This is a genomic window from Phaeacidiphilus oryzae TH49 (assembly GCF_000744815.1).
GTDB classification, from domain to species: Bacteria; Actinomycetota; Actinomycetes; order Streptomycetales; family Streptomycetaceae; genus Phaeacidiphilus; species Phaeacidiphilus oryzae.
Genome location: NZ_JQMQ01000005.1, coordinates 1,751,898 through 1,766,570 on the forward strand (window position 1 = coordinate 1,751,898; position 14,673 = coordinate 1,766,570).

The 14,673-nt window shown below is 75.9% G+C and carries 8 protein-coding genes; 4 read left to right on the plus strand and 4 right to left on the minus strand.

Annotated elements, in window-relative coordinates:
* Positions 1–57 precede the first annotated feature (57 nt).
* Complete coding sequence (locus BS73_RS12045; protein ID WP_051939837.1) at positions 58–2,697, minus strand: LuxR C-terminal-related transcriptional regulator; 2,640 nt, start codon at positions 2,695–2,697, stop codon at positions 58–60.
* A gap of 245 nt (positions 2,698–2,942) precedes the next feature.
* On the opposite strand from BS73_RS12045, the gene BS73_RS39455 reads away from it, so the two are divergent.
* Positions 2,943–6,128: a glycosyltransferase family 2 protein gene (locus tag BS73_RS39455; protein WP_235215384.1), complete on the plus strand. Its 3,186-nt coding sequence runs from the start codon at positions 2,943–2,945 to the stop codon at positions 6,126–6,128.
* Positions 6,128–6,508: a hypothetical protein gene (locus BS73_RS12055; RefSeq protein ID WP_051939839.1), complete on the plus strand. Its 381-nt coding sequence runs from the start codon at positions 6,128–6,130 to the stop codon at positions 6,506–6,508. Before BS73_RS39455 ends, BS73_RS12055 begins: the two co-directional genes overlap by 1 nt.
* A gap of 60 nt (positions 6,509–6,568) precedes the next feature.
* Here BS73_RS12055 and BS73_RS12060 read toward each other — a convergent pair whose 3' ends face one another.
* On the minus strand, positions 6,569–7,420 hold the full coding sequence (locus tag BS73_RS12060; RefSeq protein WP_235215385.1) for a polysaccharide deacetylase family protein: 852 nt from the start codon (positions 7,418–7,420) through the stop codon (positions 6,569–6,571).
* On the minus strand, positions 7,417–8,289 hold the full coding sequence (locus BS73_RS12065; protein WP_322987255.1) for a glycosyltransferase family 2 protein: 873 nt from the start codon (positions 8,287–8,289) through the stop codon (positions 7,417–7,419). The genes BS73_RS12060 and BS73_RS12065 overlap by 4 nt, the downstream gene beginning before the upstream one ends.
* A gap of 668 nt (positions 8,290–8,957) precedes the next feature.
* Between BS73_RS12065 and BS73_RS12070 the strand changes: the two genes are divergently transcribed.
* Both BS73_RS12070 and BS73_RS12075 read left to right on the plus strand, forming a co-directional pair.
* The gene (locus BS73_RS12070; protein ID WP_037571664.1) at positions 8,958–12,131 is read left to right on the plus strand and encodes an HAD hydrolase family protein; all 3,174 of its coding nucleotides are present in this window, start codon (positions 8,958–8,960) and stop codon (positions 12,129–12,131) included.
* Entirely contained in the window at positions 12,128–13,723 is a 1,596-nt protein-coding gene (locus tag BS73_RS12075; RefSeq protein WP_037571666.1) for a phosphotransferase, read from the plus strand. Before BS73_RS12070 ends, BS73_RS12075 begins: the two co-directional genes overlap by 4 nt.
* On the opposite strand, the gene BS73_RS12080 is transcribed toward BS73_RS12075, so the two are convergent.
* Positions 13,710–14,615 carry a 4Fe-4S domain-containing protein gene (locus BS73_RS12080; protein WP_235215386.1) on the minus strand — a complete coding sequence of 302 codons (906 nt, stop codon included), beginning with the start codon at positions 14,613–14,615 and terminating at the stop codon, positions 13,710–13,712. The genes BS73_RS12075 and BS73_RS12080 overlap by 14 nt on opposite strands.
* Positions 14,616–14,673: the final 58 nt, after the last annotated feature.

Sequence of the window (14,673 nt, forward strand, 5' to 3'; positions counted from 1 at the left end):
TTGGTAACCCCGGGCTTCGGTATACCGACTTTCCGAGCCCGTGCCGACTACGCATACCTACTGGAGGCGGTCCACCGGGCCCGCGGGGTCCGCCGACTGGTCCGCCGTCTGAGCCGCCGCCTGGTCCGCCGCCCGGTCCAGGACGGCGATGATCTCGTTGCGGGAGCTGAAGCGCAGCTTGGCCAGGATGTGCTCGACATGGGCGTCCGCCGTCCGCTTGGAGATCACCAGCTCGGCGGCGATCTGGCGGTTGGAGAGCCCGCGCGCGACCAGCTCGGCGACCTCGCGCTCCCGCCGGGTGAGCGCGGCCAGCGCCTCCGCGGCGGCGGAGGAGCGGGCGGCTCCGCCGTCCCGGCCGCTGTCCCGCCCGGCCGCCGGCCGGCGCTGGGCCGGCGGCGTCTCGAAGATCCCCGGGGGCAGCGCCGGGCGCGGCTCCTCCCCTTCGGCGGCGGGCGGGACCGAGAGCACCGCGTCGACCAGCCGGTCCAGCGGGAAGCGGCCGCCGCGGTCGTAGAGCGCCTGCGCCCGGTCCTCGCCGATCAGTCCGCGGAGCTCCTCGACCAGCGCCTCATGGATCCGGTGCATCGCCTCGGTCCCGCTGTTCATCCGGCCGCCGGAGTGCTCCCAGACCCGGTCCGCCGCGCCGACCAGCCACAGCGCGGTCTCCGGGCGGCCCGCCGCGTACTCCGACCAGGCCAGCAGTTCGAGGCAGTAGCCGTGGCCCACGACGTCCCGCAGGTCCGCCTGGAGACGCAGGTAGGCGTGGGAGTCCGCGACGCAGCCTGCGGCGTCGCCGGCGAAGATCCGGGCGAAGCCGCGGACCAGGTGGAGGGTGCCGGTGCCCAGGCACTCGCCGTCGTGCGCGGAGAGCCGGTCGATGGCGGCGCCGGTGGTGGCCAGGGCGCCGTCCGCGTCGCCGGTGAGCACCGCGAGGAGGCCGGTCTCGATGGCCAGCAGGGCGCGTTCCAGCTCGGGGCCGCCGGGCTCCAGGTATCGGCGGGCGGACTCCAGCCGGTCCCGGGCCTCCTCGTGCCGGCCCATGTAGACGAGGGCCGCCCCGGAGTAGAGCTGGGCGTCGGCGTGGACGTCCGGCCGCACGGCGGCCGGGGCACAGGTGGCGGCCAGCGGCCGGAGCTCCGCCAGCAGGGCCTCGGCGGCGGTGAAGTCGCCCTGCAGGGCGGCGAAGAAGGCGCCGGCCGCGAGGAGCCGGACCGCCTCGGCACCCCCTGCGCCGGCCGTCAGGTCCTTGGGCGCCGTCCGCACCCGGTCCATCCAGTACCTGCCCTCGGACAGCTGCCCGGAGGAGTACCAGTACGGCCACAGGCAGCGGGCGAAACGGGAGGCGGCCGCCCACTCCGGTCCGGCCGTGCCGCCCGCGAGGTGGACGGCGTGCTCCAGCGCGGCCCGGTGGTTGGCGTCCTCGGCGAGGGCGGAGAGGTACAGCTCGGGCTGCCGGGCGGAGACGTACTCGGCGTACAGCTCCTCGGCCGCGACCCGGTAGCACTCCAGATGCCGGTCCCGGATCGGCCCGCTCTCGCCGAGCTGCTCCAGCCAGTCGGCGCCGAACTCGCGGAGGGTGTCCAGCAACCGGTAGCGGGTGCGGCCGTCCTGCTCGATGCGCAGCACCACGGACTTGTCGACCAGGCCGATCAGGGTCTCCAGCACGTCCTCCACCGGCAGGCCCGGACCCGAGCACACCTCCTCGGCGGCGGACAGGTCGAAGCCGCCGGCGAAGACCGAGAGCCTGGCCCAGAGCAGCCGCTCCTCCGGGGAGCACAGCTCGTGGCTCCAGCCGATCGCGGTGCGCAGCGTCTGGTGCCTGGGCAGGGCCGTCCGGCGGCCGCCGGTGAGCAGCCGGAAGCGGTCCTCCAGGCGGGCGGCCAGCTCCTCCAGCGGGAGGGCGCGCAGCCGTACCGTGGCCAGTTCGATGGCCAGCGGGATGCCGTCCAGCCGCCGGCAGAGCCGGAGCACCTGCCCGCGGTTCTCCGCGGTGACCGCGAAGCCCGGCACGACGGCGGCCGCCCGCTCGGCGAACAGCCGCACCGCGTCGCCGAGTCGGGCCAGATCGCCCGGCCAGGCCGGATCGCCGGGGCGGGCCGGATCGCCGGGCTGCCCGGGCACCCCGGAGCGGTCCGGCGCCGGGCGGTACGGGTCGGGGGCGCCGTACCGGCGGCCGCCCGGCGGCTCCGGCTCCAGCTGCATCGGGGTCACCGGGAAGGTGTGCTCGCCGGGGACGTCCAGCGGCTGCCGGCTGGTGGCCAGCACGGTCACCCCGGGCGCGGCTCTCAGCACCACGTCGACCAGCATCGCGCAGGTGTCGACCAGGTGTTCGCAGGTGTCCAGGATGAGCAGCAGCCGGCGCTCGGCGAGATAGCCGACCAACTGCTCCAGGGCGTCCCCGTGGCCCTGGCCGGAGAGGCCGAGGACCGCGCAGAGGGTGCGCGGCAGCAGCTCCTGGTCGGTAAGCCCGGAGAGCTCGGCCAGGTGGACGCCGTCCGGGTACTCCGCCCTGGCCTCGGCCGCGGAGCGGAGCGCGATCCTGGTCTTGCCCACCCCGCCCGGCCCGGTCAGGGTCAGCAGCCTGGCCCGGCCCAGGAGTTCGCGCACCGCGGAGAGCTCGGCGGTGCGGCCGACGAAGGAGGTGGTCTCGACCGGCAGGGCGCCGCGCCGGTGGCCGGGCCGTGGGGCTGTGATCATGCGGTTCCTCGCAGCTCGCAACGGGGTGGCGGAGAGGGGGATCTCCAAGCGTACGCAGTTGCTGACATGCGGTCAGCAAGGCGTCCGAGAACGGCCGGTGATCTCACCCGCCGGCCGAACCGGCGGAGGCGCCTGATCCGGCTCGTGAGGGGGCCGGAAAAGTATCCCGAGTGCTCGGACGCGGGAGCACTTCGCTCCGTATGCTGGTGTGGGGGATTCTCAAGCCGTACCAGTGGGGGGAACACATGGTGCAGCAGGCGACGCCTGCCGACGGCGCCGCGGGCGCCGCGAGCCCGGACACGGCAGACCGGGCGGACCCGATCGACACCGGCGAGGCCGCCACGGGGAAGGCGGCCGCCGAGGGCGCGCCGAGGGCGCCCGAGGCGCCCGGCACGCCGGGCCGCGTCGAGGCGGGAGAGGGCCCGGAGGCGCCCGGAGCCGTCCTGGAGGCGATCCGACTGACGCTGAGCGTGGTGGTCTGCGCATACACCGAGGACCGGTGGGACGACATCCGCGGCGCCGTCAACTCGCTGCGCGGACAGTACCTCCCACCGGATCAGATCCTGCTGGTGGTCGACTACAACGAGGCCCTGCGCCGCCGCGCCGCGGCCGAACTGCGCGGGGTCGAAATCCTGGCCAACGCCGAGCAGAAGGGCCTCTCCGGCGCCCGCAACACCGGCCTGGCCGCCGCCACCGGGGACGTGGTCGCCTTCGTCGACGACGACGCGGCGGCCGAACGCGACTGGACCGTCCGGCTGCTGACGGCGTATCAGGACCCGGACGTGATGGCGGTCGGCGGCCGGATCGTGCCGGCCTGGGCGGCCGGGCGGCCGGACTGGTTCCCGCCCGAGTTCGACTGGGTGGTCGGCTGCACCTACACCGGGATGCCGCAGGAGGCGGCGCCGGTGCGGAACGTGATCGGCGCCAACATGTCCTTCCGCCGCGAACTCCTCGGCGAGCTGGGCGGGTTCATCCACGGCCTGGGCCGGATCGGCAACCGCCCGCTGGGCTGCGAGGAGACCGAGCTGTGCATCCGGGCCGGTGAGCACCACCCGGACCGGGTGATCCTCTACCAGCCGGCCGCGGCCGTCCACCACCACGTGCCCGCGGTCCGCGGCACCTGGGGGTACTTCCGCGCCCGGTGCTGGAACGAGGGCCTGTCCAAGGCGGCCGTCTCCCGGATGCGCGGGCCGCAGCAGGCGCTCGCCTCCGAACGCGCCTACCTGCGGCGGGCCATCCCGCGGGCGATCGGCCAGGCGCTGCGGCCGGGGCCGGAACGGCGGGCGCTGTCCACCGTCCCGGCGGTGGCGGCCGGGGTGGCGATCACCGCGGCCGGTTACCTCACCGGGCGGCTGCGGCCGGTGCACTACTCCGGCGAGGCGGGGGCGCGGGCGAGCGGCGGGGGCGGCGCGAACGCCGGGGGCGGACTGAAGTCCGGTGGGGCACGCAATCCGGGAACGGGCCCTCCGAGACCCTCGGCCGCGGGCAGGCCCGCAGGCAAGACCGCGGGCGCAGGCGCGGGCGCGGCCCACCCGGCGGCGCCGCACGGGGGCGAGTCCGGGCCCGGCGCCCCGCCCCGCGGCCCCCTGGTGCCCGCGCTGCTGCTGGCACTGCTGGGAACGGCGGTGACACTGTGGCTGCTGGCGCTTCCCCGTACGAACATCGACAACCTGGGCGGTTTCGGGCTGACCGACCGGCTGCCGGTGCTCTTCTGGACCTCGCTGGTGCTGCTGTGCACCGGATTCGTGATCTCGCTGCACCATCCGCGGCGGCATCTGGGCTGGCCGATCGCCTACACCGTGGCGCTGATCGCCTTCGAACGCGCGACCAGCGCACTGGTCTACCCGACCCTCCTCTACTCCTGGGCCTGGAAGCACGTCGACATCATCGACCGGCTGGCCGCCAACGGCGGCCACCTCCAGCTCAACAACTCGCTAGGGGAGATGTCCGCCTACGACCAGTGGGCCGGCTTCTTCTCCGCGAACACCGCGCTGGTCAAGCTGCTCGGGGTGCACGACGCCCTCTCCTACGCCCGCTGGGCCCCGCTGATCTCCAGCCTGCTGCTGCTCGCCCCGCTGGTGCTGATCTACCGGGTGTTCAGCCGCGACCGGCGGCTGGTGTGGACCGCGGTCTGGATCTTCTACCTGGGCAACTGGGTGGGCCAGGACTACTTCTCCCCGCAGGCCTACGCGTTCGTCCTCTACCTGGGCGTCCTCGCGGTGGTCTTCCGGCGGATGGCCCGGCCGGCGCGGCTCGGCAAGCACCACGCCGGCGACTCCGTCCACCCGCTGACCGCCCCCACCCCGCCCCCGCAGGACCGGCGGACGCGGTGGCTGTGGACGCTGCTGCTGCTGGTCCCGATCGCCGCGATCTCGGCCGCGCACCAGCTCACCCCGCTGATGCTGGGCGCAGGACTGGCCGGGGTCTCGCTCACCCGGCGGTACCGCAACTGGCCGCTGGCGGTGATCGCGCTGGCCTTCCCGGTGGTCTGGGACAGCACGGTCGCGCTGCCCTTCGTCAGCATCAACATCAAGCAGATCATCCAGGACTTCGGCGATCTGATGGCCAACTCCTCGGCCACCACGGGCGCCACGCCCACCGGGACCGGCCAGATCGTCGTCTCCTACCTGGACCGGGGGCTGTCCGCAGGGGTCGCCGTGCTGGCCGTCGCCGGCGCGCTGCGGCATCCGGCGCTGCGCCGGACCGCGCTGCCGCTGATGCTGATCGGCGCGACCGCGCTGCCGATGCTCGTCGCCAACAACTACGGCGGCGAGATGATCTTCCGGGTGTTCCTCTTCACCCTGCCGGCGCTGGCCTTCTTCGGCGCGGCCGCCCTGCAGCCCCGGCCGCACCAGGTGCAGCTGCCCACGCCGGTCGGGCAGGGCTCCCGGTTCGCGCTGCCTGCGGCCCGGCCGAGCCTGCGGGCGGCGGCGATGATCCTGCCGGCCCTGCTGGTCCTCGGCGGGGCCTTCGTCCCCAGCTACTTCGGCAAGGACGCGCTCAACTACTACCCGCCGGGCGAGATCCAGCTGGTGCAGAAGCTCTGGCGGATCGCGCCGACCGGGGCGTACATCGTCGCCGGGGACAGCGACTTCCCGGACGCCAACCGGCGGTACGCGACCTCTCCGCACTACTGGATCGACGAGGACACCCCGGCGGCGGTCAAGCAGCTGATGGCCGACCCGCAGAAGCAGCTGGCGCACGACTTCGCCTGGGTGGACCCGAAGACCGGCGGGTACCTGATCATCACCCGGTCCCAGTACAACGACGCCGAGTTGGCGGGGCTGCTGCCGGCCGGCGGGCTCAAGCGGATCGAACGGGCCGCGGAGAGCTCCCCGCGGTTCCGGGTGGTCGCCCGGAACCAGTACGGGGTCGTCTTCCGGTACGTACCGCCGAGCACCGCGCCGGCGAAGCCGAAGGGGGTGCGGTGATGAACCGCTGGTCCACGCCCTCGCCCAGCGCCCGGCTGCTGCTGGCCGCGACCGGGTGGCTGACCGTGCTGGCCGCGACCGAGCTGCCGGCGAACTCGGCGCCGCGGCTGGCCGTGGTCGGGCTGTACCTCTTCCTCGGGCCTGGCGCGGCGCTGCAACTGCCGTTGCGGCCCGCGCTGATGGGCGGGCGGCGGATCGTCGAGCGCCGGGAGACCCGGCTGGAGAGCTGGATGCTGGCGGCCATGCTGAGCATCTCGGCGCTGGTGCTGGTCGCCGTGGGGCTGATGATGGCCGGCGGGTTCTCCGCGCTGACGACGCTGGTGGTCCTGGCGATCATCACCACGGTGGGCGCGCTGCTGCCGTCCGTGCGGGCCGGATAGCACGCGGCGGTGGGGATCGGCGGGCGGGGGCGTCCGAAGACGCCCCCGCGCCGCCCCGCACTACCCGCGCCGCCCCCGCAACCCCCGCGCCCCGCGCCGGTACAGCGCGAAGCCCTTCGTCAGCGTGCGCGCCCGCGCGTACTCCCGGGCGATCCCCTCGCCGGAGGCGACCGCGCGGAACGCGGCCTCGGTGGTGGACGGCCCGACGGTCAACCGCGCCAGCGCGTACGGGCTCTGCCGGCCCGGCGCGGCCAGCGCGTTCGCCACCGCGCACGCGCCCTCGTAACCCGCCGCTCGCACCACCTCGCGCACCCGCGCGTCCGAGTAGCCGAACGGGTACCCGAAGGTCCCCGGCTCGGTACCGGCCCACTCGGCCAGCAGATCGCGGTTGCGGAGCACCTCGTCCCGCAGCCGCTCCGGCCGCAGCCGGTCCAGCTGCGGATGGCTGTGGCTGTGGCCGCCGATCTCGACGTCCTCGGCCGCGCACTCGGCGAGTTGGCCCCGGCTGAGCATCGGCGCCAGCGGCCGCCCGGCCGCCGCCGGGCCGGCGTCCGCCAGCCAGCCGGTGGTCACGTACAGCGTGGCCGGCACCCGGTAGCCGGTCAGCATCGGCAGCACCGTGTCGTGGAAGTCCCGGTAGCCGTCGTCGAAGGTCAGCACCACGGGCCTGGACGGCAGTGCGGACTTCTCCCGGCGCGAGCACGCCCGCCAGTGCCGGACCAGCCGCCGCATGGTGACGGCGTGGAGGCCCAGCTCCTCCAGGATCTCCAGCTGGCGGGCGAAGGCTCCCACCGGCACGGACAGCGCCCTGGTCCCGCGGGTGGGCCGGTCGTTGACCGAGTGGTACATCAGCACCGGCACCGTCCGCGGTTCCACCCCGGTCCCGGACTCCTCGATCCTGGGCTGCTTCACCTGGCTCCCTCCGTCTCCGCGCGGCTCCCGCTCCGCGCGGAGATCGCGCCCGCCCCGTAGCCGGCCACCGTGACCAGGAAGCCGGCCACGATCGCCCCGGCCATCGCCGCCCCGGACAGGTCCCCGCGGGCGGCCCGGCCGAGTCCGCGCAGGACGCCCAGCGGCAGCGTCCGGGTCACGTACTGCCGCTCGGTGGAGAGGCCCGCCGCCGCTCCGACGTGACCGGCCACCGCCGCCTTCGAGAGCCCCTCCGCCCAGCAGCGGCGCACCAGGTACCCGAACCGCTCGCGCTCCAGCGGCACCTTGTGGTGGATCACCGCGCGGTCCTCGAAGAGGAAGACCGCCGCCGGGTCGATCTGCTGCATCCGGATGCACAGCTCGGTCTCCTCGCCGCCGAGCGGGCGGACCGCCCGCCGCCGGACCAGCCCCAGCCCGCGCCGCGGGGCGGAACGATTCGTCCCGGCGCGGTCCGTGCGCGGGCGCGCCCCCGCGCCCGCGTCCGCTCCCCGTCCGAGACCGGTGTCGAATCCGCCGACCTCGACCAGCGCCGACCGCCGGAACGAGGCATTGCCGCCGAGGACGTTGCGCACCCGGGCGGAGCCGGTCGGCATCCCCCGGTACGAGGCACCGTGCACCCAGTCGAACTCCTCCGGGTACCAGTTCGGGCGCCGCCCGGACTGCCAGGCCGGCACCGTGCGCCCGCCGACACCGCGGACCTCGGGACCGGTGTAGCTGTCCGCGAACCAGCTCAGCCAGTCCTCGCAGGCCACCGCGTCGTCGTCGAGAAATGCGATGATCTCTCCGCGCGCCTCGGCAATTCCGGTATTACGGGCTCCCGAAAGCCCGCGTTCGAATCTACTGGCGATCACCCGCACTTCCGGCAGATCGCCGGAAGGTTCCTGCGGGCCTGAAGTGGCCGGCGGTTCGGTTTTCCGGTCCTCTACAGGAGGGCCACAGTCCGTCAACTCCGCGCGCAACCTCTCGAAGAGCACGGGATTGTGGTCCACCACCACCAGCACCTCGAGCGGTGCCACCTTCTGCCGCCTGGCCGATCGGACCGCCGCGAGCAGGTCTTCCCACCGTTCCTCGGTGTAACCGCACACGACGACAGAGACGCTTGCTCTCCCCATCGGTTGACCCCCCTCTTAACCCCCTGTGTCCAAGGTACGAATCCGGCCATGGAACTGACAACCCATCACCCGATCGAGCGTTCCTTCTCGCCCCGGACTCCCCTGGCAAAAAGGTAGTCTAGAAAGTTGACGGGAGATGAACTTCCAACGGAGAGTGAGGGGCCCGCCGCAGGGGGGGACGGCAGCGGCGGGACGAACACAGGGCGCGCGGTTCGCTACTTCCGGAACCGATCGCACCGGAAGCACCCGCCGTCCGCTGGGGGAAGTCCGCGAGGGGTGGGGTGTTCCGCACCCGCCCGGCCACCGAACGGTCGGCACGGAGTAGTTGAGGCACAGGATGCCCGGGGGGGCTCACACAGATGACCAATGCGCCGTTGATGCCTGCGACCACAGAGGCGGAGGCTCCCGTGCCGTCGCCGGTACCGCTGGATCCGCTGATGGACGCGCGGGAGCTGCTCGCGCCCCTGCCCGCCGCGGTCGCCGACGGGCGGCTGCTGGACGCCTATCTGCTGGCCGCCGGAGCGCTCCAGGTCGGCGAGGACGTCGTCGAGGGCAGCGGCTGGCGGACCAGGCGGCTCCAGGACCACTTCGAGGGCCGGGTGCGGAAGAGCGCCGAGGGCGCCGGCGGCGCGAAGAGCGGCGGGGCCGCCCGCGGCCTGCCCGCCCAGGCGCTGGCGCTCCCCCTCTCGGCCTCCCGCCGGGTGCTGGACGGCTGGACGGAGGCGGCGCTGCGCGCCGACCCGGACCGCCGGGCGCTGCGCGGCTGGTGCGCCGCCGTCTCGGTGCTCACCGGCGAGCTGGCCGACCTGCTGGTCCGGGACGACTGGGCGCGCGAGGACTGGGCCCGCGGCGAGGGGGCGCACGGCGAGGGGACGCGCGGCGACGGCGCCCGCGACGAGGGGGCGCCCGCGCCCAGCGGGGTCGTCGACCTGACCGAGGTCCAGGACCGCCGCCGGCTGCTGCGCTCGGCCCGCGCGCTGGCCGACTCCCTGGACCGGCTGCCGGCCGGGGCCGCGCGGCTGCTGGAGGGCGAGATCGTGCGGCAGCCGTCCTGCTTCCGCAGCTTCGACCTCCACCCCGCGGACGCGGTGGAACTGGTCCGCCGGTTCGCCGACCGGCATCCGGGGCGCGAGCGCCGGCTGCTGGTCGTCGGCGTCCGCACCTCGGGCAGCTATCTCGCGCCCCTGGCCGGCGCCGCGCTGCGCCGGCTCGGCTACCGGGACGTCACGGTGGCCACCTCGCGGCCGCGCGCGGCCCTGCTGCCCGGCCGGGCGCCGCTGGTCCGCTCGGTGGCGGCGGCGGGCGGCGCCGTACTGCTGCTGGACGATCCGCCGGTGACCGGCAACGCGGTGGCCACCGTGGCCCGCCGGGCCGAGGAGGCGGGCTTCCCCGCCGACTCCGTCGTCCCGCTGCTGCCCGTCTTCGGCGACGAGGGCGCGCTTCCCGCGCCGCTGGCCGGGTATCCGTGCGTGCTGCTGCCCGGCCAGGACTGGGAGGTACGGACCCGACTGCGGTCCAAGGCGCTGGGCGACGCGGTCGCCGCGCTGCTGCCGCCCGGGGAGCGGGTGCTGGCCGCGACCGCGGGCCCGCAGGGCGAGTTGACCCGGTGGCGGCATCTCTCGGTGCCGCTGGACGTGCGGGTGGAGGAGCGGTCGCGCCGATCCGGGGGCGCGGGCGGCTCGGGCGGCGGCCCAGGCGGTGCGGGCGGCTCGGGCGGCTCCTCGGTACGGGTCGAGCACCTGGTGGCGGAGTGGTCGGGTGTAGGCCATCTCGGGCGCCAGGCGGCCGAGTTGGCGGCCGAGCTGGCGGGGCTCGTGCCGCGGGTGCTGGGCTTCGCCGACGGCGTGCTGCTGCGCGAGCGGCTGCCGCAGGAGCCCGGGCCCGAGGGCTTCCGCGCGCGGGAGCTCGCCGCGGAGGAGCCGCCGGCGGAGAGCTCGGCCGACACCGCGCCGGCCGAACGGCCGCCCACGGAGCTCTCGTCGGCGGACATCCCGCCGGCCGATCTTCCGCCGGCCGCCGCGGTGGCCGGCTATGTGGCCGCGCGGGCCCGGCTGCTGTCCGCGCCGGAGGACCGCAGCCTCCGGCTGGCCGCCCGGCAGCCGGTCTGGGAGGTCGCCGCCCGGCTGCTGGCGCCCGGTTTCGGCCGACTCGGCGGCGCCGCGCGCTCACTGCTGCTGGACCGCGAGGCGCAGCGGCTGCTGGCCGCCGACGGCACGGCATGCCTGGTGGACGGGCAGATGGCGGACCCCCGGCTGTGGTCGAGGGACGGCCGCGGCGGCTGGCGGAAGACCCGCTGGGCCGACGGCTCGTTCAGCAACCTCGACCTGGCCAGCTACGACCCCCTCTACGACCTGGCCGGGGCGGCCCTCAACACGCCCGACGGCGGGCGCGAACTCCTCGCCGCCTACGCCGAGTCGACCGGTCGCCCGGTCGATCCGGGGCGCTGGTGCCTGCTGGTGCTGGTGCAGGGGTGGAACGCGGTCCGGCTGGCCGGATCCGGTGCGCTGGACGCCTCGGCCGCGCGCCGCGCCCGGCGGGCGCAGGCCCGGGCCGTGCAGGAGTTCCTGGCCGCGATGTACCTGGCCGACCTGCCGGACCTGCCGGACCGGCCGCCGGGCCCGGGCGGCGGCAGCGGCGGTTTCTGCGTCCTGGACGTGGACGGCGTGCTGGAGCACGACGTCCTCGGCTTCCCGGCCTCCTCCCCGCTCGGCGCGCTGGCGCTGCGCGCCCTCCGCGCCCACGGCCACCGGGTGCTGCTGGCCACCGGCCGCTCGGCCCCCGAGGTCGCCGACCGCTGCGCCGCGTACGGGATCGACGGCGGAGTGGCCGAGTACGGCGCCGCCGCAGTGACGCCGTCAGGGATCACCGCGCTGGAGGGGGGCGGCGGGGAGCACGGCGGCCACCGCCGGGAGCGCCTGCGCGCCCGGCTGCGCGCCGCCGTGCCGCAAGTGGCCTTCGACCCCCTCTACCGGTCCTGCGTCCGGGCCTCGCTGCGCGGCCGGGGGCTGCCCGAGGAGGTGGTCCGGTCGGTGCTCGCCGACAGCGAGTTCGGCGAGTGGTTCACGGTCGTCCGCGGGGACGCCCAGACCGACTTCCTGCCGCGCGGGGTGGGGAAGACCACCGGACTCCAGGGGTTGCTGGAACGGCTCGGCGCGGACCGGGACACCGTGCCGCTGCTGGCGGTCGGCGACGGCGTGGCGGACGTCCCGATGCTGCGGCTGGCCCGGCTCGGCCTCGCCCCCGGCAACGCCGAGGCGGCCGTGCGCCGGGCCGGGATCACCCGGCTGCGACGGCAGTACCAGGCCGGGCTCGGCGACGCGGTCGCCCATGTCATCGGCCACCGCCCGGGCGGCTGCCCGATCTGCCGCCCGGCCTCGTCGAACTGGTCGCCGGAGGCGGTCCCCGGCGCGGTGACGGCGTCCCCGGCCGCACGGCTGCTGCTCGGCGTCCTCGCCGTACCCGAGGCCGGCCGGACCGCCGCGCTCGGCAGGATGGCCGCGCTGCTCAGATCCGCCGGGCCGGCCGACCGCCGGGAGGCGCGGGAGCAGAAGCGACAGGGGCGGCAGGGGCGGCAGGGATGAGCGCCGAGACCTCCGCGACACCGGTCGCCCGGACCGCACCCGCCGCCGCCGACGCCGTCGCCGACGGGGGCACGGCGGCCGACGCCGCTCCGGCCGAGTCGGCCCCGGCGGACGCCGCCTCGGCCGATACCGTCACGGGGGACGTCACCTCGGGGGGCGCCGCCCCGGGGGATGCCGCCACGGTCGGCGGGGCGCCGGCCGGCGCAGACCTCCGGGCCGTCCCTGCGCGGCTCGGCGCTCCGGCCGCCCCGAGCGGCCCGGCCGCCCCGAGCCGCCCGGCCGCCACGAGCGGCTTGGTCGCCGCCGGCGGCCCGGTCGCCACGACCGTCGCCGGCGGCCCGACCCTCCCGACCGCAGCAGGCGCGCCCGCCGCCGCAGACGCGCCCGCCGGGCCCGAGGGCTCCCTCACCGCCCTCGGTGACCGGAGGCGGCCGGGTGGCGGGGGCGGCCGGCCCGGCGGGCTGCACGAGCTGGTCTCGGTCGTCCGCGGCCGGCTGCCGATGCTGCCGCCCGCCCTCCTCAGCGCGCCCCTGGACGAGTTGACGATCCGCCGGGTGGCCTGGCGGCTCGGCCTCGCCGCGCCCGGACGGCCGTCGCGCACCACCGCGGACCTCCTGGTGGCCAGGGTCGGCTCGCTCGCCCTCAAGTACCCGCTGAGCGACCGGGCCGCCGCCGCGCTGGCCCGCGAGGAGCGGGTGCTCGCCAGGCTCGCCGCGGACGAGCGGCTGGCCCCGGAGTCCAGGGCGCTGCTCCCACCGGTGCTGCCCCAGTCCGCGCCACCGCGCCCGGCGCCGGTGCCCCTCCCGGACCCCTCGGCCCCCTCGGCCCCGGACACCGTCCCGCCGCACCCGGCCGGACCGGACGACTCGCTCGCCCGGGCCCTCGGCGGCGGCCCCGCCCTCCTCCAGCACTGGATGCCCGGCCGCCCGGCCTCGTCCTGCGCTCGCCGCGGCACGGACCCAGCCGAGGACCCGGTGACGGCCGCGGCGCTGGCCGCCGTCGCCCGGATCCACCACTCCACCGGCCAGGTTCGGCGGGTCACCCAGCCGCTGCTGGACACCTGGCTGTTGCCCGGACTCGCCGAGCTCCGCTCGCAGCTGGGGCCGTGGGCCGGCCCGGGCCTGGCCGCCCTGGAGAGGCGGCTGCGGACCGGGCTGGTCGACCGCGAGGTGCTCTGCGGCTGGACCCACGGCGACTTCCACCCCGGAAACGTGCTGCTGAGGCCCGGCGCCTCCGGGCCGGTGGCCACGGCCGTGATCGACTGGGTGCAGGGCTGCCCGGACGGCCCGGCCGCCATCGACGGCTGCATGTACCTGCTGGCCCGGCGGCACGACTCCACCGGCCGCGAGCTCGGCGCCTGCGTGGTGGACGTGCTGCGCTCGGGCGGGCTCGGCCCCGCCGAGCGGAAGCTGCTCGCCGGCACCGGTTTCGACGCCCCCGCCTACGGGCCGGACGGCGCTCTGCTGCCGCTGCTCACCTGGCTGTGGCACGTCTCGGGGAACCTCGCCAAGTCGGCCAGGTTCGCCCGCAGCCACCGCTGGGTGGGGAACAACGTCCGCCCGGTCCTGGAGGCGGTGGTCACCAGCGGGTAGCGGTGAAGTCGACCGCTCGGAGCCGGAGTTCGCGGGCACGGGCGGCCAGCGCCCGCATCCGGACGGCCATCTCCGCTGCCGGCAGCCGGCGGCGGTCGCCGTGGCCGGGCAGCAGCCACTCGAAGCGCAGCCGGTCGGCGACCCTGTTCAGCGAGGCGGCCTGCTCGGTGATCGAGTACCAGGTGACGTTGTCGACCACCTCGATGTCGCCGGTGGCGCGGGACCAGTGGAAGCTGTCGCCGCTGAAGCAGTAGCGGTCGTCGGCGAGGAAGAGCACGCTGCCCCGGGTGTGGCCGGGCAGCGGAACGGCGGTCACCCCGGCCGCGATCTCGGTCGGATCGGTGCCCCGCAGCACCCGGTCCGCGTCGGGGGCCGAGTCCAGGTCCCCTTCGTGGATCCACAGCCGGGCGCCGTAGCGGTCGGCGTAGGTGCGGCCGTGTGCGGCGTGGTCCCGGTGGGTGAGGAGGACGTCGGTGATCGGGCCGGCCGCCGCCTCGTACCGGGCGGCCAGCTCCTCGCTCCAGCGGGGCGTGTCCACCATCATCGCGGTGCCGTCGGGCCGGCGGAGGAGGTAGGCGTTGGCGGCGGCGGTCCGCGGCGAGTTGTGCCCGCAGAGGTATACCTCGGCCGCCTCGTCCAGCGGCATCGGGAACGGGTCCAGGTCCCTTCGCAGGCGGCCGCCCGGCGGCCGGATCGACCGGGTGTGGCAGGCGTGCGCCGCCGCGTTCAGCGCCCGGACCTCGGCGTCCGAGGCCGGCTGGCGCAGCACCCGGGAGCGGCCGTCCGCCTCCCCGATCAGGTCCGGGGCGAACTGCCTGGCCACATCGCAGTTGGTGCACCTCTCGTCCACGTACCAGCCGTCGGCGCCGGTTCGGTCCTCTTGCACGGTCACGGTCTTCCCCTTCGTGATGCCACTCCCCTCAGGGGTAACCGACCGCACGCGAACAAAG

Excerpts from the sequence above, each read along its gene's own strand:
- BS73_RS12045 (WP_051939837.1), bottom strand. The coding sequence starts at position 2,697 with ATGATCACAGCCCCACGGCCCGGCCACCGGCGCGGCGCCCTGCCGGTC.
- BS73_RS39455 (WP_235215384.1), top strand. The coding sequence starts at position 2,943 with ATGGTGCAGCAGGCGACGCCTGCCGACGGCGCCGCGGGCGCCGCGAGC.
- BS73_RS12055 (WP_051939839.1), top strand. The coding sequence starts at position 6,128 with ATGAACCGCTGGTCCACGCCCTCGCCCAGCGCCCGGCTGCTGCTGGCC.
- BS73_RS12075 (WP_037571666.1), top strand. The coding sequence starts at position 12,128 with ATGAGCGCCGAGACCTCCGCGACACCGGTCGCCCGGACCGCACCCGCC.